Source organism: Paraburkholderia solisilvae (assembly GCF_902859875.1).
GTDB lineage: Bacteria > Pseudomonadota > Gammaproteobacteria > Burkholderiales > Burkholderiaceae > Paraburkholderia > Paraburkholderia solisilvae.
On the sequence record NZ_CADIKF010000024.1, the window covers coordinates 12,141 to 34,620 of the forward strand.

At 64.1% G+C, this 22,480-nt stretch carries 20 protein-coding genes; 11 read left to right on the plus strand and 9 right to left on the minus strand.

Annotated elements, in window-relative coordinates:
* Positions 1 to 8: 8 nt before the first annotated feature.
* Positions 9 to 1,268, minus strand: a complete 1,260-nt coding sequence (locus tag HV675_RS16200) for an acyl-CoA dehydrogenase family protein (protein WP_175111941.1) — start codon at positions 1,266 to 1,268, stop codon at positions 9 to 11.
* A gap of 250 nt (positions 1,269 to 1,518) precedes the next feature.
* On the opposite strand from HV675_RS16200, the gene HV675_RS16205 reads away from it, so the two are divergent.
* The 7 genes from HV675_RS16205 to HV675_RS16235 all read left to right on the plus strand — a co-directional run bounded on the left by HV675_RS16205 (position 1,519) and on the right by HV675_RS16235 (position 9,632).
* On the plus strand, positions 1,519 to 2,019 hold the full coding sequence (locus HV675_RS16205; RefSeq protein ID WP_175111942.1) for a DUF2165 family protein: 501 nt from the start codon (positions 1,519 to 1,521) through the stop codon (positions 2,017 to 2,019).
* Between the two features lie 569 nt (positions 2,020 to 2,588).
* Complete coding sequence (locus tag HV675_RS16210) at positions 2,589 to 3,617, plus strand: helix-turn-helix domain-containing protein (protein WP_175111943.1); 1,029 nt, start codon at positions 2,589 to 2,591, stop codon at positions 3,615 to 3,617.
* 49 nt (positions 3,618 to 3,666) lie between these two features.
* The gene (locus tag HV675_RS16215) at positions 3,667 to 3,993 is read left to right on the plus strand and encodes an ArsR/SmtB family transcription factor (protein WP_175111944.1); all 327 of its coding nucleotides are present in this window, start codon (positions 3,667 to 3,669) and stop codon (positions 3,991 to 3,993) included.
* Positions 3,994 to 4,342: 349 nt separating this feature from the next.
* A complete protein-coding gene (locus HV675_RS16220) occupies positions 4,343 to 5,737 on the plus strand; it encodes a cytochrome ubiquinol oxidase subunit I (protein ID WP_175111945.1) in 1,395 nt (464 codons plus the stop codon).
* Between the two features lie 118 nt (positions 5,738 to 5,855).
* On the plus strand, positions 5,856 to 6,854 hold the full coding sequence (gene cydB, locus HV675_RS16225) for a cytochrome d ubiquinol oxidase subunit II (RefSeq protein WP_175111946.1): 999 nt from the start codon (positions 5,856 to 5,858) through the stop codon (positions 6,852 to 6,854).
* Positions 6,855 to 6,917: 63 nt separating this feature from the next.
* A complete protein-coding gene (locus HV675_RS32210; RefSeq protein ID WP_217478142.1) occupies positions 6,918 to 7,124 on the plus strand; it encodes a hypothetical protein in 207 nt (68 codons plus the stop codon).
* A 189-nt stretch (positions 7,125 to 7,313) separates the two neighbouring features.
* The gene (locus tag HV675_RS16235) at positions 7,314 to 9,632 is read left to right on the plus strand and encodes an FdhF/YdeP family oxidoreductase (protein ID WP_175111947.1); all 2,319 of its coding nucleotides are present in this window, start codon (positions 7,314 to 7,316) and stop codon (positions 9,630 to 9,632) included.
* 123 nt (positions 9,633 to 9,755) lie between these two features.
* On the opposite strand, the gene HV675_RS16240 is transcribed toward HV675_RS16235, so the two are convergent.
* On the minus strand, positions 9,756 to 10,889 hold the full coding sequence (locus HV675_RS16240; RefSeq protein WP_175111948.1) for an FAD-dependent oxidoreductase: 1,134 nt from the start codon (positions 10,887 to 10,889) through the stop codon (positions 9,756 to 9,758).
* 118 nt (positions 10,890 to 11,007) lie between these two features.
* Entirely contained in the window at positions 11,008 to 11,412 is a 405-nt protein-coding gene (locus HV675_RS16245; protein ID WP_175111949.1) for an HPF/RaiA family ribosome-associated protein, read from the minus strand.
* Positions 11,413 to 11,734: 322 nt separating this feature from the next.
* On the opposite strand from HV675_RS16245, the gene HV675_RS16250 reads away from it, so the two are divergent.
* The 3 genes from HV675_RS16250 to HV675_RS16260 all read left to right on the plus strand — a co-directional run bounded on the left by HV675_RS16250 (position 11,735) and on the right by HV675_RS16260 (position 15,453).
* The gene (locus tag HV675_RS16250; RefSeq protein ID WP_175111950.1) at positions 11,735 to 11,881 is read left to right on the plus strand and encodes a DUF3563 family protein; all 147 of its coding nucleotides are present in this window, start codon (positions 11,735 to 11,737) and stop codon (positions 11,879 to 11,881) included.
* Positions 11,882 to 12,722: 841 nt separating this feature from the next.
* Positions 12,723 to 14,618 (plus strand): PAS domain S-box protein, encoded by a 1,896-nt coding sequence (locus tag HV675_RS16255; protein ID WP_175111951.1) that lies wholly within the window; start codon positions 12,723 to 12,725, stop codon positions 14,616 to 14,618.
* Between the two features lie 157 nt (positions 14,619 to 14,775).
* The gene (locus tag HV675_RS16260; RefSeq protein WP_175111952.1) at positions 14,776 to 15,453 is read left to right on the plus strand and encodes a response regulator transcription factor; all 678 of its coding nucleotides are present in this window, start codon (positions 14,776 to 14,778) and stop codon (positions 15,451 to 15,453) included.
* Between the two features lie 111 nt (positions 15,454 to 15,564).
* Here HV675_RS16260 and HV675_RS16265 read toward each other — a convergent pair whose 3' ends face one another.
* The 4 genes from HV675_RS16265 to HV675_RS16280 form a co-directional block, all read right to left on the minus strand.
* On the minus strand, positions 15,565 to 15,936 hold the full coding sequence (locus HV675_RS16265) for a response regulator transcription factor (RefSeq protein ID WP_175111953.1): 372 nt from the start codon (positions 15,934 to 15,936) through the stop codon (positions 15,565 to 15,567).
* Positions 15,937 to 16,395: 459 nt separating this feature from the next.
* On the minus strand, positions 16,396 to 16,911 hold the full coding sequence (locus tag HV675_RS16270; RefSeq protein WP_246270320.1) for a BON domain-containing protein: 516 nt from the start codon (positions 16,909 to 16,911) through the stop codon (positions 16,396 to 16,398).
* A 42-nt stretch (positions 16,912 to 16,953) separates the two neighbouring features.
* Positions 16,954 to 17,370 carry a DUF3331 domain-containing protein gene (locus HV675_RS16275; RefSeq protein ID WP_175111954.1) on the minus strand — a complete coding sequence of 139 codons (417 nt, stop codon included), beginning with the start codon at positions 17,368 to 17,370 and terminating at the stop codon, positions 16,954 to 16,956.
* Positions 17,371 to 17,534: 164 nt separating this feature from the next.
* Positions 17,535 to 19,112: a methyl-accepting chemotaxis protein gene (locus HV675_RS16280; protein WP_175111955.1), complete on the minus strand. Its 1,578-nt coding sequence runs from the start codon at positions 19,110 to 19,112 to the stop codon at positions 17,535 to 17,537.
* A 182-nt stretch (positions 19,113 to 19,294) separates the two neighbouring features.
* On the opposite strand from HV675_RS16280, the gene HV675_RS16285 reads away from it, so the two are divergent.
* Positions 19,295 to 20,398, plus strand: a complete 1,104-nt coding sequence (locus tag HV675_RS16285) for an MraY family glycosyltransferase (protein WP_175111956.1) — start codon at positions 19,295 to 19,297, stop codon at positions 20,396 to 20,398.
* Positions 20,399 to 20,449: 51 nt separating this feature from the next.
* On the opposite strand, the gene HV675_RS16290 is transcribed toward HV675_RS16285, so the two are convergent.
* Together HV675_RS16290 and HV675_RS16295 are read right to left on the minus strand one after the other, a co-directional pair.
* Entirely contained in the window at positions 20,450 to 21,442 is a 993-nt protein-coding gene (locus tag HV675_RS16290) for an MraY family glycosyltransferase (protein ID WP_175111957.1), read from the minus strand.
* 8 nt (positions 21,443 to 21,450) lie between these two features.
* The gene (locus HV675_RS16295; protein WP_175111958.1) at positions 21,451 to 22,404 is read right to left on the minus strand and encodes an NAD-dependent epimerase/dehydratase family protein; all 954 of its coding nucleotides are present in this window, start codon (positions 22,402 to 22,404) and stop codon (positions 21,451 to 21,453) included.
* Between the last annotated feature and the right edge of the window lie 76 nt (positions 22,405 to 22,480).

A 22,480-nucleotide genomic window follows, 5' to 3' on the forward strand; every position in this document is an offset into this window, starting at 1 on the left:
GGTCACAGTCAGGTCAAGGCCGGCAGTTGAGGTGAATTCGACGTCTTGCCCGCCGCGATCCGGCCGTACAGCTCGTAGAACGTGTCCGAATAGATCGCGCCATGCACGGACGCGACTTTCACGTCGTGCCATACCCGGTTCATCGGCGCGCCGCGGTTGACGAAGGCCGTACCCGACGCGCTCGCGAGCTGGTCGACCGCTTCCCAGATCATGCGGCTCGCCATACCGGCGTCGCGCCAGATGCGTGCGCGCTGTTCGAGACTCATCTGCTCGCGGCGCTCCGCGCCGGTTTCAAGCAGGCGGATCGCATGCCGGAGAATCGCTTCGGCCGCGTCGATCTTCCCGGTCGCCTCGCCGATCTGCAAATGGGTGACCGGCGCGTCGTCCTGCTTGTCGTAGGTCGTGAATGCGATGCCGCGCGTGCCGATTTTCTGCATGAACAGATCGACCGCCGCCCTGCCCATGCCGACCATCGAACCGGCAAGGCGCACGGCCAGCGTCGGCACCATCGGCAGCCGGTACAGCGGCACGTCGCGCAGATGGCTCGCCGCGTAATCGTCCTGCGCGATGCGGCTCATCGAGATGATCCGTTCATCCGGCACGAACACATCCTTGATCGTGACGCTCGTGCTGCCGGTGCCGCGCAGGCCGATCGTGTCCCAGTCGTCGAGCAGCGTCACCGCCGAGGCCGGCACCAGCGCGACGCCGCGGCCGACCACCTGCCCCGCGTCGTCGACCAGCGGAATGCCGACCTGATCCCATTGCGAGTGATAGATGCCTGTGTTGTACATCCACAGACCGTCCTCGATCACGTAGCCGCCGGCGACGCGCCGCGTCTTTGCCTTGCGCGGGTTGATCGCGGTCGCGAACCGCACGTTCGGATCCTGACCGAACACTTCGTCGGTTACCTTCTGCGAGTACCCGATGGCGGCGAGCCAGATGCCTGTCGAGATCAGCCCGAGCGTCCACCCGGTCGACGCGTCGCCGCGCGAGACTTCGATCATCGCGTCGAGATAGGTGTCGAAAGAAACCTGTAGGCCGCCGTACATCTTCGGCCGCGCCATGTCGAAGAGGCGCGCCTTCTCGAGATCCGCGATCGTCGCGTCGGGCAGCTTCGCCGATGCATCGGCTTCGTCAGCGCGCTCGCGCAACGCGGGCGCCAGCGCGGCCGCCGCCGCGGCGACATTGTAGTTGCCGGTACCGGCGAACGCCGCGGGACGAACAATCGCCGCGCCGCCCGCCGGCTTTACCGTATTGATCGTGCTCATGCAGACTCCTGACGGGCGCCGCCTGCGGCCGGCCATGCCGGCAAGGCGTGCGCGATGGATCCAATGCCGCGCGCGCGGCGCGGCCGGCGACGGACGCATTGCCCGGTCCGCCCGCCTTCCTTCACTTAAACGCCCGAAGTCCGCCAATATTCCTGTGCTCCGGCATCCCGATGCCCACATCACCGCACCCGATGGGGAATAGCGCAGCGCATGAACTGTTACAGAGGGACAGGACAACCCGGACCCCACCATGACCATTCGCCTCGCCAAAATCGTGATGACCCTGATGCTCGCCGCGTTCGCCGGCATCGTGACGTCCGACAATCTCGCCGACTACGGCTCGAACTATCTGTTCGTCCAGCATGTGCTGAGCATGGACACCACCTTCCCACACAACGCTCTGCTGTATCGGGCGACAACCAATCCGTTGTGGTGGCAACTGGGTTACTGGCTAATCATTGCCGGCGAAGGCGCGACCTGCTTACTGCTGCTTGCGGGGGCGGTGGCGCTGTGGCGTCGGCGCCATGCGAGCGGCATCGACTTCAACCACGCGAAAGCCTGTGCGATCGCGGGTCTCGTGGTCGGATTTCTCGTCTGGTTCTTCGGCTTTATGGTGGTCGGCGGCGAGTGGTTCGCGATGTGGCAGTCGAAAATCTGGAACGGTCAGGAAGCCGCGTTCCGTTTCTATGTGGCCATTGCCGGTGTGCTGATCTTCGTCAATCAGCGCGACGACGATCTGCCTGCCGGCTGAACGCATGCGGTCCGGCTGTCCGCCTGCGCCTGCGCCTGCGCCTGCGTTGCGCGTTTTGCATCTTGCGTTGCCGCGCCTGTCTTGCGTCTTGTCTCGCACCTCGTCTTGCCGCGTGCAGTGCATGCCGTCGCACGGCGCTGACGCTTGCGATGATCGAACGCGAGTGCATGCATACATTCGCGCATGAAATGCCGTTCATCGATATTTCATCCGGAATCCGAACTCATTTTCCTCGCAGCAGGACGACCCTGCCATTCATCGTATGTTATTCGTCCAGGCCGCCTGGCGGAGGCCCAGGCGTCAATAGCACGGCGGGGCGACTTGACTCTCTATCGCACCGTCTGCTCTGAGATTGACCTTTGCCTCGCGCGCTACCCACATTCCGTTGCACGCGTGCACCGCGCGGAATAAATCAAAAAGACGGCGTGTTTTGTGTTCAACAGCAGCGCACGTTCGACAGCGTGCGCAACACGCGTGAGCGCCGCACATGAACATCAGTACGAGCGGCGATCGCGCCGCGTCCCGATGCGCGGCGCACATGACGACAGGCACTCAACCCAGGGTCGACCATGCAGACAATCAACTTCACGAGCGCCGGCAGCACGCTTTCCAGCCGCCGCCGATGGATCGACGAGATGGAAACCCGCTTCGGCCTGCAGTGCGGACCGGATGCCGGGCGCCCGAGCCACGCGAGCGTCACGCAATGGGCCGCCGGCCCATTGAAGCTCACCGACGCGAGGCTCGCCTGGCAACGGCTGTCGCCAGTGATGACACACGGCCCCACATGGACCGGTCAGTACCTGCTGCTCAAGCAGGTGGAAAGCGGATCGCTCACGATTGAACAGAACGGCAACGCGCGGCGCATCGACGCCGGCGGCATGGTGCTGATCGACCCGGCACGCACGTTCAACGATCGCTTCGGCGACTCGACGCGCCTGATCGTGCTTCGTATCCCCAAGCAACGGTTGCGTGAGCGCGGCATCCGCTACGCGCTGGACGACCCGTACGTTCCCGACCTGCAGTCGCCCGACGTGAGCGCGATGCGCGACTATCTGTCGTTCACCGCGCGGCACGCGCACGCGATCAGCACGCGGTTGCTCGAGCGCTTCGGCAATCAGTGCCTCGATTGCCTCGATGTCTTGATCGGCGACCCCGCGACTCTCAGGTACGCGCGCTCCGCTGCCGCACTCGCGCTGCGGGCGCGGCAGGTGATCGCGCAGCGGATCGGCGACCCCGATCTGAATGTGACGAAGATCGCCGCGGAGCTGAACGTGTCAGCGAACTATCTAAGCCGGATATTTCGCGCGGAAGGACTTTCGCCGATGCGCCACGTCTGGTCCGTGCGCCTCGAACGCGCGGCATGCCTGCTCACACAGGCATCGATCGAACGTCCGCTGTCGAAAGACATCGCATTGCGCTGCGGCTTCTCGAACGCCTCGAACTTCAGTCGCGCTTTCAAGGAACGCTATGGCGTGACGCCGCTCGACTATGCGCGGCGCGCACGCGAAGCCGACCATGGCGGGAGCGCAGACAGCAACGACAGCCGCGTCGATAACGACAGCGGCAACGACACCGGCACGCCGCTCCCCAACGCATAAATAACATGGACGGCGCGACGGCTCATCCGTCGACGCCGCACCCCTGACCATGGAAACCACCGACGCCCTTATCGCGCTCGACGCGCTTGCGCAGGAGTCGCGGCTCACGGTGTTCCGGACCCTCGTCCAGTTCGGGCCGCAAGGTCTGTCCGCCGACAGGCTTGCGGCGTTCGTCGACTCGCCCGCGCCGTCGCTGTCGCCGCATCTGCAGCGCCTGCTCGACGCGCGGCTGGTGTCGCGACATCAACACGGCCGCTCGGTCATCTACGCGGCACGCTACGACGAAATCAATGCGCTGCTCGTGTACCTGATGGGATACTGCTGCGGCGCACAGGCGTGCCGCCCGCTTGCACCCAAGCCCGGAAAATTTCTATAACGCGTGTTTGAACTGCGGGTTGAACGGCGGTCCGGACTGCGGTTCGAACTGCGATTCGAACGGCGATTCGACCGCGGCCGATCACGCAGACGCGCCGCCGAACAGTCATACGTGAGACCGCCGAGCCTGCCTTGGCGGGCCTTGCACCGCGCAGAGCGACACCAGGCTGCGCGCAGGTGTACTCTAAGCCTTCGTTTGGCCTTGCGCTGCGCCGGCAGGCTTCCGCCGCCCGGCTTGCGCATATATCGTGCGGGAATCCGGGGGACACGCGCCAGCCGACGATGGGCTCATGGAGCGTCGCGGGCGTATCCCGTGTTGACTGACGTGATAGACATCAGCAGGTACGACGATGAATCCGAGCGCACTTGACCTCTCCCGCATCCAGTTTGCGTTCACGGTATCCGTGCACATCATTTTTCCCGCGCTGAGCATCGGCCTTGCCAGCTTTCTCGCGGTGCTCGAATTTGCGTGGCTCAAGAGCGGCAAACCGCATTACAAGGAACTGTGCCATTACTGGGCGAAGATCTTTGCGATCGGCTTCGGCATGGGCGTGGTGTCGGGCGTGGTGATGGCCTACGAATTCGGCACCAACTGGTCGGGCTTCGCGCGCTTCGCCGGACCGATCTCGGGTCCGCTGCTCACCTACGAGGTGATGACGGCCTTCTTCCTCGAAGCGGGCTTTCTCGGCGTGATGCTGTTTGGCTGGGAAAAGGTCGGGCCCAGACTGCATTTCGGCGCGACGCTGCTGGTGGCCACCGGCACGCTGATCTCGACCTTCTGGATTCTCGCGTCGAACAGCTGGATGCAGACGCCGCAAGGTTTCATCATCGAGAACGGACACGTGGTGCCCGTCGACTGGTTCAAGGTGATCTTCAATCCGTCGTTCCCGTACCGCCTCGCGCATATGACGATCGCCGCCTTCATCGTCGCCGCGCTGGTCGTTGCGGCCACCGGCGGCTGGCATCTGCTCAAGGGCCGGCGCGACGCGGCCGTGAAGACGACCTATTCGATGGCGCTGTGGCTGCTGCTGATTCTCGCGCCGATCCAGGCATTCGTCGGCGACCAGCACGGGCTCAATACGCGCGAATACCAGCCCGCGAAGATCGCCGCGATCGAAGGCCTGTGGCAAACCGAACAGGGCGGCACCGCGCTGAACCTGATCGGCTTTCCCGATATGAACGCCGAAGTCACGCGCTATGCGATCCAGATTCCGCACCTCGGCAGCCTGATTCTCACGCACTCGTGGGATGGCGAAATCAAGGGTCTCAAGGAGTTTCCGAAGGCGGACCGGCCGAACTCGTCGATCATCTTCTGGACGTTTCGCATCATGGCCGGCCTCGGCATGCTGATGATCCTCACCGCGCTGATCGGCGTCGCGCTGCGGCGCGGCGGGCGCCTGTTCGAAGCCCGCTGGTTCCACTGGCTGACCGTGCTGATGGGGCCGGCCGGCTTTATCTCGCTGATCGCCGGCTGGATCACCACCGAGGTCGGCCGTCAGCCGTGGGTCGTGTACGGACAGTTGCGCACCGCCGACGCGGTGTCGCCGGTCACGCCGCAATCGGCCGGCGTCTCGCTGCTGATCTTCGTGATGGTTTATTTCCTCGTGTTCGGCACGGGCGTCTACTACATCCTGAAGCTGATCCGCATCGGACCGCAAGCCGGCGACGAACCGACCGCCGCGTCGGCCGCGCGATCGGGCAACGACCCCGCCACCGGCAGACGGCCGCTTGCGGTCGCCGAATGACGGCCGGCCTGATGTCGTTCGATCCTCGCCACTTCTGATTGCCCGACTCGCGAACCGCTCACGCCACACCTTGCAGCACGCGCCGTTTTGCACATTCACGCCACGCACGGAGGCACGCATGGTCATCACCACGATATGGGCCGCAATCATCGCGCTGGGCATTTTCATGTACGTCGCGCTCGATGGCTTCGACCTGGGCATCGGCATCATCTTTCCGTTCTTCCCCGACGAGGGCGAACGCGACCTGATGATGCACACGATCGCGCCGGTCTGGGACGGCAACGAGACCTGGCTCGTGCTCGGCGGCGCCGCGTTGCTCGCGGTGTTCCCGAGCGTCTATTCGATCGTGCTGTCGGCCCTTTACCTGCCGATCATCTTCATGCTGATCTGCCTGATTTTTCGCGGCGTGTCGTTTGAGATTCGCGGCAAGGCCGGGCGCACGAAGAACTTGTGGAACCTCGCGTTCGTCTTCGGTTCAGCCGGCGCCGCGTTCTTTCAGGGCGTGATTCTCGGTGCGTATCTGCACGGCATTCCGACGACCAACGGCGTATTTTCCGGCGACCCGTTCTTCTGGGTCACGCCATTCGGCGTGTTCAGCGGCCTCGGGTTGATGTCGACCTACGCGCTGCTCGGCTGCGGCTTCCTCGTGCTGAAGACCGGCGGCGATCTGCAACAGCGCATGCACGGACTGATCGGGCCGCTCACGCTGGTGCTGCTCGGCTTTATCGCCGCGGTGTCGATCTGGACGCCGTTGACCGACCCGCATATCGCCGCGCGCTGGTTCGAGTCGCCGTTCCGCTACCGGCTCTATCCGGTGCCGATTCTCGTGCTGATCGTCGCCGCATGGATGGCTGCCGCGGTACGCAAGCGCAGCGACGCGATGCCCTTCGTACTCGCGCTCGCGCTGGTGCTGCTCGGCTATATCGGGCTGCTCGTCAGTATCTGGCCCTACGCGATTCCGGGCACGCTGCTGCTTGCCGATGCGGCCGCGCCGCATTCGAGCCAGGTGTTCACGCTGGTAGGCGCGGTCGTCATCATTCCGATCATCACCGTCTATACGACCGCCGGCTACTGGGTGTTTCGCGGCAAGGCCGAACCCGGCGCGCGTTACGAGTAGCGAACAAGCCGCTTTCACGCCGCAAGGTCACTCGAACGATGCGCGCACAGAAGGAGCTCGATCATGCCGCGATCCGTTGTTGAACACGCATCGGCCGAAGCCGTCGCAACACGACACCCGAAGCACACGAGCGGCCGCCGCATGGGGCAACCGCGCAGCCTCGCGAACCGGGTCATGTGGCTCGTCATTCTGTGGTGCGCGGGCTTCGGCGCGACCTTTCTCGTCGTGTTGCCGTTTCATCTGCTCGTGCAGTGGGCGATTCACCGTTGACGCGCAACGCCGGCCGTGTGCACGGCAGTCGCGCCCCGCTTTCACCGGCTTTTGCCGGCTTTCATTCGGGCTATTGCACCTCGCGCGAGTGTGCGTGTGTTTCGACAAGCCGCCAGCAATCTCGAAAGACGCGTCGCCCTATTCTGCCTAATATGGCTCCATTCATGCATCGCATACGTAGGGGGCACCATGGCTGAGAGAAAATCGATCCGCGTCTATCGCGAACCGGCCGGCGGTTGGGGGGCGCTCAAGGCAACCGGCAAGGCGCTCGCCGAACAGGGCATTCCGGTTTACGGCGCCCGCACGCTGCTGCGGATGAACCAGCCGGAAGGCTTCGATTGTCCGGGCTGCGCGTGGCCCGATCCGAAGCACACGTCGTCGTTCGAGTTCTGCGAAAACGGGGCAAAGGCCGTCGCGTGGGAAGCGACCGCTGCGCGTTGCACGCCGGAATTCTTCGCGAACCATACGGTGACCGAACTCAGCGCGTGGGAAGACTTCGACCTCGAGATGGCCGGCCGCCTCACGCACCCGATGGTCTACGACCCGGCGTCCGACCGCTATCTGCCGCTCTCCTGGGACGACGCGTTCGCACTGATCGCCGCGCATCTGAACGCGCTCGATTCGCCGAACCAGGCCGACTTCTATACGTCGGGGCGCGCGTCGAACGAGGCGGCGTTCCTGTACCAGCTGTTCGCACGCGAATACGGCAGCGGCAACTTCCCCGATTGCTCGAACATGTGTCACGAAGCGACGAGCGTCGGCTTGCCCGAGTCGATCGGTGTCGGCAAAGGCACCGTGCTGCTCGAGGACTTCGATCACGCGGATGCGATTTTTATCTTCGGCCAGAACCCGGGCACGAATAGTCCGCGAATGATGACGAGCCTGCACGATGCATCACGGCGCGGCGCGCGCATCATCTCGTTCAACCCGTTTCGCGAACGCGCACTGGAACGCTTCCAGGCGCCGCAAAATCCGATCGAGATGGTCACGCTCACGTGGACCACGATCAGCAATCCGCTGTATCAGGTGCGCGTCGGCGGCGACGTCGCCGCGTTGAAAGGCATCATGAAAGCGATCGTCGAAGCCGACGACGACGCGCTGGCGCACGACCAGCCGCGCAAGCTCGACGTCGATTTCATTCGCGGCCATACGGTCGGCTTTGAAAAGCTCGTCGACGATCTGCGCAACACCAGCTGGGAAGCGATCGAACACAAGTCGGGCTTGCGGCGCGCCGATCTCACCACGGTCGCGAACGTCTATATGGAAGCGAAGAATGTGATCCTCGTGTTCGGGATGGGACTCACGCAGCATCATCGCGGCACCGAGAACGTTCAGCAGTTGACCAATCTCGCGCTGATGCGCGGCAATATCGGCCGGCCCGGCGCCGGCGTATGCCCGGTGCGCGGCCATTCGAATGTGCAGGGCAACCGCACGGTCGGGATCACTGAAAAGCCCGCGCAGGCATGGCTCGATCGCATCGAGCAGACGTTCGGCTTTACACCGTCGCCGCAGCATGGGCGCGACACGGTCGCGACGCTCGAAGCGATGCTCTCGGGCGACTGCAAGGTATTCGTCGCGCTCGGCGGCAATTTCGCGGCGGCCATTCCGGACTGGCCGCGTCTGCAGGTGGCGATGCGCAAGCTCGATCTGACCGTGCATGTTGCGACGAAGCTCAACCGCAGCCATCTCGTGCATGCGAAAGAAGCGCTGATTCTGCCGTGCCTCGGGCGCACCGAAGTCGATATCCAGGAGACCGGGCCGCAATCGATCACGGTCGAAGATTCGATGTCGATGGTGCACGCGTCAGCGGGTATCAACGATCCGGCGTCCGAGCAGCTGATGAGCGAGCCCGCGATTGTCGCCGGCATCGCGCGCGCGACGCTCGGCGCTCGAACGAAAGTGCCCTGGGAAGAACTCGTCGCCGACTACGACCGGATTCGCGATGCGATCGAAAAGGTATTCCCGGCCTTCGAGGCCTACAACGCGCGCATCCGCGTGCCCGGCGGGTTTCATCTGGGGTCGACCGCGCGCGAGCGGATCTGGGCGACCGCGAGCGGCAAGGCCAATTTCGCGGTATTCGAAGGCCTCGATGAAGACCCGTGGCACGGCGACGAGGACGGCCTGTGGCTCACGACGATACGCAGTCACGACCAGTACAACACGACGCTTTATTCACTATCGGACCGCTATCGCGGCGTATTCGGCCAGCGCGACGTGGTGTTCGTCAATGCACAGGAAATCGCGCGGCGCAATCTGCATCCGGGCGATCTCGTCGACCTGATCGCGCTGTCGACCGATGGTATCGAGCGCGTCGTGCGCAATATGAAGGTGGTCGAATATCAGCTGCCCGACGGATGCTGCGGCGCGTACTACCCGGAGGCCAATCCGCTCGTGCCGCTCTATGCGCACGATCCGCGCAGCCGCACGCCTTCGTACAAATCGGTGCCGGTGAAGCTCGTCAAGTCTGCGCGCAATATCGTTGCGGGAGCGTGGGCGCCGCACTCCTGAAACGAAACCGCAGGCGCCGCGCCGCCGATGACGGCTGCACGGCGCCTGCGATGTGCGTGGCGGCCGGCAACCGTCCTCGCATTGCGCCGGCGCCGTCGCGATCGGCGGCCGTCGCTGGTCCGCTTAGACGTGATTCACTTCGTTCATGAAACGCATCTCCGCCGCCGCGCGTAGCAGATGGGTTCTCACCCCCACCAGCGGTTCCGCATGCAGCGGGACATGGTCAGGCTCGATCAGCGCCAGCGCGGTTTCCGCGGCGTTGATCGCGAGCGATAGCTGATTAGGCAACACACACACGACCCCATCGGCAATCCGCTCGACGTACGGTGCATCCGGGCGCCTGCCGACGCCCCGCTCCGCGCTTTCGGTCTTGTGCGCGAGATACAGCGTGCGTTCGCTTGTCGCCGCATGCAGAGCGGGCAGCACCGTCTTGAGCGCATTCAGTTGCGCGTGCAACCGGGTCGGATCGACCGCCAGAGGCGCACCGCCTTCGAGCACAGGGTCCGTGCCGTGCGTGTAGAGCAGCACCGGCGAGCCGTCCGCTTCGTACTGCGGCGCGATAAACAGTTGCGCATCGGGAATCGCGATGCTCGCATCGGGCACGCGGCCGCGCATCGCCAGCACCTGGCAGGCGCGCGTTTGCAGCGGCACGCTCTTGCGTACGCGCGGCAGCATGCCGATCAGGTGCGGCGTGCCCGCGCCGGCGCACAGCACGATCTGCTGCGTGTCGAGCGTGCTGTCGCCGATGCGCAGCCGCCACGCGCCATGACTGGCTTCGATCGCGTCGATCGTCCCGAACTTCAGGCAGCCGCGGCTGCGCTGCACGAGCTTCGCGAGCAGCTCGCGGCCGTCGAACATCATGTGCGGAAAACGATAGAGATGCGCGAGGCGGTTGCCTTCGAGAACGGGCGAACCCTGCGTGACCGGTGCGTACGGCAGATCGCATAACGTCCACATCTTCGTCCATGCGCTCGCATCGCCGACGAAGCCGACATACGACTCGGTCGAACGCACCGTGACGCGCAAACGGCGCACCAGATCGCGCCACTTCGGATACGCGTCATGCAGCTGATCGATCAGTTCGCGATCGCTGTAGACATGGCCGCGATGAATATAAAACTGCGAACGCAGCGTCTGGCCGTCGCCGACGCGCGGCAAACGATCGATGCAGCATGCGTTCAACCCGTGCGCGAGCGCCTGCTCGAGCAGCACGAGACCCTGGATTCCGGCTCCGACAATCACGCAATCGTATTTCACGGCAATTCCCCTTCTGGCTGGTGGACGCGTTCAATCGTAGGCGTCGACAATGATCTGAAAATGAGGAGTGCGTGGCGCGCCGCCCGGCGTACCTGGCGGCGGCGGCGCGCGCGCCGGGTCAGACGGGGTCCGTCGGGTCGTTGTGCGCGGGTTCGCTGTGCGCCGGTTCGTTGCGCGCGAGCTGATGCTTTCGTCTGAACGATGACGTATCGATGCGCCGCTTCAGGCGCTTGAACAGGTTGCCCGCCGCGCACGCGCAGACGCGATTCACGAGCGCGAACAGATTCCGGTCGCGCCCTTGCGCAAGCACCGCGGTCGCGCCGCCGATACCGACTTTCACGAGGCAATGCAGCGCGTTGCCGCCGCGCGGACCGTCGAGGTCTTCGAGGTGCACGGTCACGTGCGAGATGCGCCGCGCGACGCGTGCAAAGGTTTCCGTGATCCGCTTGCGCACATGTTCGCGCAGCGCGTCCGTCTCGACACGCGACAAATGAAGTCCTGACGTTTGGATGCTGATTTCCATGACTGTCTCTCCTTGGGCCGACACGCATCAATCTACCGTTCGACGCGCCGCGCAAGAAGCCGCCTTTTCCTGACGGACGGTTCGAATATTTCGAAGCGTCCTGATGTGACGCACCCATGCTCGCTCACATGCACTGATCCGGCGCTTCGTGCTGCTCACTTTCGCCTCATTCTCGATCTCTACGATGCATGCCATCGACGAGCCAGACAGGTTTCAGCCGCACCGGAGCCTGCCAGACCCTCGCTGTTCCGTGCACGTCGATCGAGTCGCGGCCTGAATCCCGCTGTGCCGCGAGCCTTTCACGAGTGATTGGAGATACATCATGTTTGCGTATTGCCTCGAAAAGCTGGGCGAATGGATCGAGCGTGCTGAGGAACGGCGCCGCAACGAATACCTTTCGCAGTCGTCAGACCTCGTCGATCTCGAACGGCGCATGCGTGCCGTCGAGCGCGGCGGCTATCCGGTGTAACCCACGCGCGGGCCGACGGTTTGTTCCGGGGCCTGCGCGCTATGCGTTCGTTGCGACGGCACCGGCGATCCCGCGCCGATGGACGGCGTGAAGCTCGCGCTTGACTGTCGCCATGAACGCAACGCCCATTGAGGATCGCGATGAAACTCGAACCGCTGTCACACTGCCCCGATCGCACGGACGCCGTTGTCCTGCAGGTCCGCTTCGATCACCGTTCGCGCTTGCCGCAGCCCGGCGCAGCGGCGCGGCGCGCGCCTGCACCGGCTGGTCCGGCGCCTCGCCTGTTCGGGCGCCTATTCGTCCGTATGAGGATTGTGAAGATTGCTATCGGGCGGCTCTTCAGACACCACGCAGCGGATCGCGCATGCCGTTGCGACGTCGACGCACGCCTGCTCGAACTCGAGACGCACAAGTTGAGCGCGCAACATCTCGGCAACCCGCACCGATAGTCGCGCCATACGGAGCCGGAACCCTTCTTGCACTGCATATGCCTCGTTTGCCGACGCGCCGGCACATGCGCAGGCCCGCTGGCAATGCACGCGCTAAACTGCGCCCAAGCGGCTACTGCGACGTATCGTTCAAACCGTTCGGCTGCGTCAACCCGCTCGCGCCATTCGCTTTCAACAGACGATTCCCTTACGAAATCGCACGGTTTTTCGTTTTCGACGGAATACTTTCCACATCGGGATATACATCGCGCATGCGCATGTAAGATCGACACGACCTTCCATCTCGCACCCATGCGCTGCTGCGCACGACACGTCCGCGATATCAACAGATGACCGACCGCTCCGGTCTTGCATCGACGATCGAGTGACTTTGTGACCTTGTCCGAAAGCCCATGACCTCGCTCTTTCAAGCGGCACACCGCGGCAACCGCTGGCGGGATGCATGGACGCGCTGGATGCGCGCCGATCTGTTCGAACCGCCCAGCCTCGCGCGGCGGCTCGTGTTCGGCTGGGCCGCCGGATTCCTCACGCTCGGCCTGCTCAGTTGGCTGTGCTACAGGCTCGGGCTCGACGTGATCGCGGCCGAATCGGTTTTTTTGATCGCGATCGTGCTGATCTCGCTGGTGGGCAGCTTCGTGATGTCGATCGGGTTGTGCGTGGTGGCCGTGCTGTATATCGACTACTACTTCATCAAACCGGTGTTGTCTTTTGACGTCCAGTACAAGCAGGACATGCCCGCGCTGCTCACGTTTCTGATCGCGTCGCTGGCAATTACCGGACTCGTGCGGCACGTGCGCGCGCTGGGTGACGTGCGCAGCGAGCAGGCGCGTCTGCTCGATCTCACGCACGACACGGTGATCGTGCGCGATATGGATGGCGTGATTCTGTTCTGGAACTACGGCGCCGAGGAAATGTACGGCTGGAAAAAGCGCGACGCGATCGGCAAGAACATCCATCAGTTGCTCAAGACGCGCTTTCCCGCACCGCTCGACGAGATTACCGCGTCATTGTTGCGCACCGGGCGCTGGGACGGCGAACTGGTGCACACGCGCCGCGACGGCACCGAGCTGTCGATCGCAACCCGCTGGTCGCTGCAGCGCAACGGCAACGGCCGCGCGCTCGCCACACTCGAGACCGGCAACGACATCACCGCTCGCAAAGAGGCCGAACAGGCGCTGCGGCGCAGCCAGGCGACCTATCTCGCCGAAGCGCAGCGCCTGAGCCACACAGGCAGCTTCGGCTGGAACGTGTGGAGCGGCGAAGTGGTCTGGTCCGAGCAGACCTTCCGCATTTTCGAGTTCGACCCGGGCATTGTGCCGACCCTCGAACTCGTGCTGCAGCGCGTGCATCCGGACGACGTCGAACGGTTTCGCGACATCATCGGCCGCGCGTCGACGCACAAGCAGGACTTCGAATTCGAATTCCGCCTCGTGATGCCCGACGGCGCAATCAAGCATCTGCAGGTGGTCGCGCACGTGATGCGGGACGAGCCGGAGCGGCTCCACTACGCGGGCGCGGTAATGGACGTCACGCAGGCGCGGCAGTCGGAACAGCAGTTGCACCACGCGCAATCCGAGCTCGCGCGCGTGACGCGCGTCACCACGCTCGGCGAGCTCTCCGCGTCGATTGCGCACGAGGTCGGCCAGCCGCTTGCGGCCATCGTCACGAATGGCGAGGCGTGCCTGCGCTGGCTCGACCATCAGCCGCCGCAGCCCGACGAAGTGCGCGCGGGCATTGCCAGGATGATTGGCGAGGGGCGGCGCGCGACCGAGATCGTGCGGCGCATCCGCACGCTCGCGAGGAAAGATACCGGACAAAAGACGCCGCTCGAACTGAACGATGTGGTCAACGACGTGGTGTCGCTTACGCAACGCGAAGTGCTGAGCCATCAGGTCCCTTTGCGGGTGCGGCTCGCGCCGCTGCTGCCGCCGGTGCTCGGCGACCGCGTGCAATTGCAGCAGGTGCTGATCAATCTCGTGATGAATGGCATCCAGTCGATGGATGGCATCACCGGCTGGACGCGCGAACTGTCGATCGAAACGGGTCTCGCGCCGGGCGGCAACGTGACGCTGACCGTACGCGATTGCGGCGCCGGCCTCGACCCGCGGCATGCGGAGCGCGTGTTCGACGCATTCTTCAGCACGAAGCCGCACGGCATGGGAATGGGCCTGTCGATCTGCCGGTCGATCATCGACGCGCATGGAGGCAAAATCGTCGCGCTCAACAATGAGACGCATGGCGCAACGTTCCAGTGCATCCTGCCGCCGCTTGCAAAAAGCGTCGCGTAACCGGCGGTACGCGGAATATTTTTTCCAGCTGGGTGTTTCTTTTCCGGCAAAAACGGGATATCTAGTACCTATACTGCATGCAACGATTACGAATCAATTGAACTCGCAGCGGTTTCACGCAAGCATTCGCGGTTGCCCGCTGCAGCTGGAGGGACACATGAATTCGCAGCAGTTAGTTTCAGCTTCGACCGGTGTAACGGCGCAGGTGGCGCCGTCGGTGGTGTATGTGGTCGACGACGACGAAGCGATGCGCACCGCACTCGCCGCTTTGTTGCGCTCGGTCGGCCTGCGCGTGGAAACCTTCGCGTCTTCGCGCGCATTTCTCGATTATCCGAAGTCGCCGACGCCGAGTTGTCTCGTGCTCGATGTGCGACTGCGCGGTGAAAGCGGCCTGGCTTTCCAGGAAGAAGCCGCAAAGACCGACATGCGTATTCCGATCGTGTTCATGACCGGACACGGCGATATCGCGATGTCGGTGAAAGCGATGAAAGCCGGCGCACTCGATTTCTTTACCAAGCCGTTTCGCGATCAGGACATGCTCGATGCGGTCGCGCATGCGCTTGCGCAGGACGCGAAGCGCATCGAGGCCGAGCATGCGGTGGCCTCCGTGCGCTCGTGCTACAACACGCTGACGCCGCGCGAGCAGCAGGTGATGGAATACGTGGTGGTCGGACTGATGAACAAGCAGATCGCTGCGGAAATGAAGTTGAGCGAGATCACCGTGAAGATCCATCGCGGTCAGGTGATGAAAAAGATGACCGCACGCTCAGTTGCCGATCTCGTCAGAAAGGCCGAAGCGATTGGTATCGGCACGCGTGGGGAACGGGCGTCGTGACGGACGACCGAACCTGCCGCTGAATCCGCCAAGCGCGGCGCTCACGGCAAGCCGTTGTATCGAGCGCCGCCGTCCGTTGAACGTACGACACCTAGAGCAACTGCACAGTGATTACGGCGACCCGAGCGCAGTGGTCAACCAATGCGCGATGACGTTCGCGTCGACCGGTTTTTCCAGCAGAGCCAATGCGCCTTGCGCCTGAGTTTGCGCATGCAGCACCGCGGTTGGAAATGCGGTAATGAAAATGGTCGGCGGCGCATGCCCCTGCTTTAACAGGCAGTCATGCAATTCAATACCGGACATGCCCGGCATGCGAATATCGGAAATCAAAAACGAAGTTTGGTCGACGCGGCCGGAATTCAGAAACGCTTCTGCGGAGGCGAAATCGTTGACATCCCAACCAAATGAACGAACGAGGCTCGCGGTGGCGAGTCGCACCGCGTCGTCGTCATCGACAATGCTAACGATATGGGACGTATCCACGCGGCGGACCCTGAGTTTTCAGCAATACACTCCGCAAATTTACGGATCCAGGCCGTGCCATTTTCTCTTTAGAGAATAGATCGCGGGATGCGGCCCGCAAATCATACAAACGTATAGCGCAAGCCGGCTATTCGCGATGCTACATAGCGCTTGCGGCATCGCATGGCGGCCCGCCCTCGCGAAGCAGCCGTCAAGCTATTCCAACCGCATAATCCGCACGGCGATGACCACTCGCATTATGCAGGAGACCGTTCCGCTCTCGCGTTTTCAGAGCGCGCGCGTGGACCGGTTTACACGCAACCGACGGTGCGGCTACAAATGAAAATCGCAGCGATTTACCGCCATCGATTGAATGGCGAAGGTTCGCTGCGGCGGATACGACGGCATGCGTGAGTGGCCGCCGGGTTCTGCGTCACGACGATGATCGACAGAAACCCGTCAGCCGGTTCTCACACGAGATCAGTTGCCTGCTTCGTGCTTCGTGAGGTTGTTCTTGACGGACGTGACACCCTCGACGCTCTGCGCCGCCGTGGTGGCCACCGGGATCATCGATTCATCTTCGACGGTGCCGTCAAGCGTGACCTTGCCGCTGCGCGCCACGACACGAATGTCGGACGACTCGACCTTATGCGTCGTGAGCGCGTGACGCACCTGCGCCTCGAGCTTGTGGTCTGCTTTCCACTTGGCCCGTTTGCCGGGTTTTGCGGCGGGTGCGGACGCGGCGGACATATCGTCCTGCGCATGAACGGCTTCGAAGCCGACGGATAACATCAGGGCAATGCTGGTACCGACCAACATCTTCAACGGCTTGTTCACATGGACCTCCATCGTTGTCAAGGGTGACTCATCGTTCGGGCGTCGACGACACCCGTTTCTTTGCTGCTGATCTTCGATTGCTTGTTCTGTCGCGTTGTTTTCCTCGAAAACGCCAGCCAGTACCCGCTTTGTCGTGTTCCATTCCCCGCGATTTTCCATGCATCGCTTCGGTGTTGCGTCGATCTTCCCCGTCGTGCTGCGTCAATGTCCGATCGGCGCGATCAGCACGCACGTGGCGAGCATCATCGAGCCGGCGTTGGCCGGCGCGAGCCGATAGTGCGACGGACGATACACCACGTCGCCGCGGCGAATCTGCTGCCCGCTCAATGCGCAAAAGCCGTCGTTCGACGCGCGCGCGATACGCCACACCTGGTCGCCATAGTGGCACGAGGTCGGATCGCCCCACGTGACGATGGCCGTGCGGCTCGTCGGCCGGTCGAGCACCCTGATGTGCGCGGCGCGCTTGCCGGTCGCGCAGGCGCCGGCCGCCACGCGCCGTGGCGCATGGCGGCCGATGGAAACGGTGTTGCCTCGCGTCCCGTCCGCCGTGCAAGACAGGGAATCGAGCAGACACAAGGTCTGCGACCACGGATCGGTCCGGCTGTGTTTCGCATGCATCGAGTCGCCCCCATCATTGGTCGTGGAGGTCCTCGCGCTGCGGATCGCGAAGGCCACTGGTGTGTCAGGCGGTTTCGCTACGTTAGCGCGATATGCGGCGCCCCGCCATTCCACCTATGTGTTACATCGCGCAACACGTAAGTTGGGCGGGGTGATACGAAAGTTTAGGCGGGGTGCATGGCGGGTGTAATCGAAGCGCCCAAACGGAACACGGCGACCGCTTGCCGCAGCGCATCAGTCTGCTCCTCGAGCGACTTCGCCGCAGCCGCCGCCTGTTCGACGAGTGCCGCATTGTTCTGCGTCACCTCGTCGATCTGCGCGATTTCGTGGTTGACCTGCTCGATACTCGTGCTCTGCGCGCCGGCGGCGGCCTCGATATCGCCCATGATGCCCGTCATCCGCTCGACCGCCTGCCGCGCATCCGACATCGTGCCGCCCGCCTCGGTCACCAGAGAAGCGCCGAGTTCGACCTGGGCCGCCGAGGCGCCGAGCAGATCCTTGATTTCCTTCGCCGCGGTCGCCGAGCGTTGCGCGAGGCTGCGCACCTCCGCTGCGACAACCGAAAATCCGCGGCCGTCCTCGCCGGCGCGCGCGGCCTCGACCGCGGCGTTCAACGCGAGAATGTTGGTCTGGAACGCGATGCCTTCGATCACACCGGTGATCTCGGTCACCTTGCGCGACGATCCCGTGATGTCGCTCATCGTGTCGATCACGCGATTGACGACGTCCGCGCCGCGGCTCACGGTTTGCAGCGCGCCTTGCGCGAGCCGGTTCGCTTCCTTCGCGTTGTCCGCGTTCTGTCTGACCGTCGACGACAGCTGTTCGATGCTCGCGGCCGTGCGCTCGAGCGCCGCGGCCTGCTGGCCGGTGCGGTTCGACAGATCGAGATTGCCCGCCGCGATTTCGGTCACGCTGTGCGCGATCGCGTGGCTGCCGCCGCGCACATCGGCGACGGTGCTCGCGAGTCCGTCGCGCATCTGCGCGAGTGCCGCCAGCATCTGACCCATTTCGTTGCGTGAGCGGCTCGCGACGGCGACCGTCAGATCGCCCGCCGCGATGCTGCGAAAATGCGCGATCGTGCGCTCGATCGGCCGCACCAGCGCGATCGACATCGCAATACGCGCCAGCACGCCGATCACGATTGCCGCGAGACCCACACCGCCGAACGCGAATCCCGACATCTGGAAGCGACGCGCCGCCGCTTGCGCGTCGCGTCGCTGGTTGTCGGACTGCAGGCGTTGCAACGCATCGATGGCCTGCGCATAGGGCGCGTAATAGCGGTCCGCGGTTTCGCCCTGGATGGTGCGGAACGTATTGAAGTCGTTATCGACGAGCGCCTTGTACTCGGGCTCGAGCGCATCGGCGACCAGCGCGGCGCGCGCCTTCGCGACGTCCTGCGCGAGCCCGCGCTCGGCGTCGCTTGCGAACGGACCGTCGGCATAGACCTTGAAGTCGTTGCTCGAATCGGCGAGCAGTTTGTGCGCGGCGTCGAGCATTTCGGCGGTCGCCTTGCCGACGCTAAAGAGCGTCTCGTAGCTACCGAGCGCGAGCCGCACCTTCAGCAGCTTCTCCGAGCTCGCGTTCAGCGACGCGAGCGATACCGAACCGTGCTGCGCATCGCGCAGGCCGTCGTTGGCCTGCTGGAGCGCCCCATAACCGACGCCGATCACGGTCAGCAGCAGCGCGACGAACAGGACGATAATGAAAGTCAGTCCCCCGCGGATTGTTATTTGATTCAACATGTGGTCTCCGGAACAGAATGGCGGGTGTGGTGGTTTGGAATCTCCGCGCTCGTCATAACGGCGCGGCGAGCGTGTCACCTGATAGGGACAATCCATGAGAGGCCGCGCCGGATGCGCGATGGATCATTTGTATAATCGTGCGTTTTGTGTTCAGGCCGGCCCGGCCCTTCCGGTCCCTTCCCATGCTTAGCTTCGCGCTCGGATTTATCGTCTCCCTGCTGTTTACGCTGCTGATCGTGCGCTACGCGCATCTGCACCAGCGGTTCTCGCTCGACGACGATCTGGCAGGCGCGCAGAAATTCCACGCGCGGCCGGTGCCGCGGGTCGGCGGGCTCGGCATTCTGATCGGCCTTGTCGCATCGGCGGCGGAACTGCACCGCGCGTATCCGGCGGTGTCCGCCGGTATTCTGTTTCTCGTCGCGTGCGGGCTGCCGGCATTCGGCGCGGGGCTCGTCGAAGACCTGACCAAACGCGTGTCGCCGCTGATCCGGCTGATCTGCACGATGGCCGCTGCCGCGCTCGCGTACTTTCTGCTCAATATCGCCGTGACGCGCATCAGCGTGCCGCCGCTCGATTTTCTGCTGACCTATGCGGCCATTTCATGCGGCGTCACCGTGCTCGCGGTTGCGACGCTCGCCAATGCGGTCAATATCATCGACGGGTTCAACGGGCTCGCGTCGATGGTCGCGTTCATGATGTTCGCGTCGCTCGCTTACGTCGCGTTCCAGGTGCACGACCCGATCGTGCTGTCCGCGTCGCTGATCATGATGGGCGCGGTGATGGGCTTCTTCATCTGGAACTTCCCGGCGGGGCTGATTTTTCTCGGCGACGGCGGCGCGTATTTCATCGGCTTTATGCTCGGCGAACTGTCGATCATGCTGGTGATGCGCAATCGCGATGTGTCCGCGTGGTACCCGGTGCTGCTGTTTATGTACCCGATCTTCGAGACGTGCTTTTCGATCTACCGGAAGAAGTTTATTCGCGGGATGTCGCCGGGCATACCGGACGGCGTCCATCTGCATATGCTCGTGTACAAGCGGCTGATGCGCTGGGCGGTCGGCGTGAAGACCGCGCGCGAGCTCACGCAGCGCAATTCGCTGACGTCGCCGTATTTATGGCTGCTGTGTTTGATTGCGGTGATTCCGGCGACGCTGTTCTGGCGGCACACGGTGCACCTGTTCTGTTTTGTTGTGGTGTTCGCGGCGACTTATGTGTGGCTGTATGTGAGCATTGTGCGGTTCAAGTCGCCGCGGTGGATGGTGGTGCGCAAGGGGCAGCGGCATTGAGCGCGAGCGACGGCGCATGCCGTAGGCGCGAGCGCCCGAATATCGCAACGATCACGCCGTGCTGTTTTGCCTGAAGCGCCGCCAGCGCGCATCGATCTGCCAGCCGACGATCGCCAGCACCGCATACCAGAGCACGACGCATCCCCACTGCATCAGTTCCGGCGCATGCAGCGCAAGCAGCGCGATGGCGCCGCCGATCAGCATCAGCCAGTAGTAAGTCAGCGCGACGTATTCATGCCGGCCGGTCATCTGCACGAGCCGCTGGTAGTAGTGCTCGCGATGCGCTTCCCACACCTTCTCGCCGCGCGCGGCCCGGCGCAATAGCGTGACCGTCGAATCGGCGATGAACGGCGCGAACGCGAGCGCCGGAAACCAGACGGGCCATGTGCCGTGCTGCCAGCCCCAGAAGCCGAGCGCACCCGCGAGAAAACCCAACGGAATCGAACCGACGTCGCCGAGGAAGATTTTCGCGCGCGGAAAATTCAGCACGAGAAAGCCCGCGGCCGCGCCGGCAACGGCGGCGGCGGCCAGTGCAAGCGGCGCTTGCGTCGACGCGGCCGCGATCGCATACATGCCGAAGCCGAACACCGCCATGCCGCCGGCGAGACCGTTCGAGCCGTCCATGAAGTTGTACAGGTTCACGAGCCAGACCATCGCGATGCCGGCGAGGACGGCAAGCCACCACGGAATATCGGTCGCGCTCGTGACGACGGTCGCGGCGACCACGATTGCGTGCGCGGCAAATCGCACGCGCGCGGGAAGGCCGCGACGATCGTCGATCAGCGAGACGAGGCCGAGGACACATGCGCCGAGCGCGATGCCGCGCAATGGCGGGGCGCAGAATGCGATCAGCAATAGCGCGGCAGGCAGGATGCCCCAGCCGCCGACACGCGGCACGGGGCGCTCGTGTAGCGAGCGTGCGTTGGGGATGTCGACGGCGATGCGCCAGGCCCAGCCGGTGCGCAGGAGGATCAGCAGAATTGCGAGGGCGGCCACGGCGGCGATGATGATCGTGGCGGATAAAGGCAGAGAAAACGTCGGCATAGCGGCGGTTAGCAATTGATCTTGTAGGCACGCGCGGTTTCGGCAAGGCCCTGCGCGACGGACCACGGCGGCGCCCAGCCCAGTTCGCTGCGCAAGCGGCTGCCGTCGAGACGCAGCGGGCTCGTCAGCCGGTCGACCTGGGCGGTCTTGCCGGTCAGGCGCCCGACGCCGCGCAGCCATGCGACCGGCACCGGCACGAGCCGCGCCGGGCGCCCGAGCGCGCGCGCAATCGCTTCGACCATGCCGGCGACGGTCAGATCGTCGCCGTCGGTCACGTGATACACCCCGCCGACCGGCGCTTCGCGTGTGGCCAGCGTGCGGATCGCGTCGGCAAGATTGCCGACGTAGACCATGCTGCGACGCGCATCGATCGAGCCGAGCGGTAGCGGAATACCGCGATCCACCGCGCGCATCAGCCCGCGAAAATTCGCACGCACACCCGGCCCATAGACAAGCGGAGGCCGCACGACCGCGATCTCGATACCGTGCTCACTGCCGAACGCAAAGAGCGCCTGCTCCGCTTCACGCTTCGAGATACCGTACGGGTCGACCGGTGCGCAGGCATCGTCCTCGCGCCACGGCCGGCCAGGCTCCCCCTCGCCGAGCGCCTTCACGCTGCTGACGAAGACGATCCGGCGCGCGCCGGCCGCGCGTGCGGCATGCGCGGCGTTCAGCGCGCCCTGCACGTTGGTCGCGCGGTACGCGGCGAGCGGGTCGGCCGCGTCGTCGTGCATCATGTGCACGCGCGCGGCGAGGTGCACGAGCGTATCGCAAGGGCCCAACGGCGGCTCGCCCATGGCGACGCTCGCGAAGTTGTCGTCGGCAATCGGAAGCTCGCGCACGCGTGCGTCGCACGCGCCGGTGTGGCGCACCAGCGCGACGACGTCGTGCCCGGCATCGCACAGCAACGCGGTCAACGCGCGGCCGACGAACCCGTTCGCTCCGGTTACGGCTATCTGCATGCTGTCGTTCCTTGCTTCCTGATCTGATGCCGATGCCATGCCGCTGCAGCGTGGGCATCGACGCGACATGTTTTTA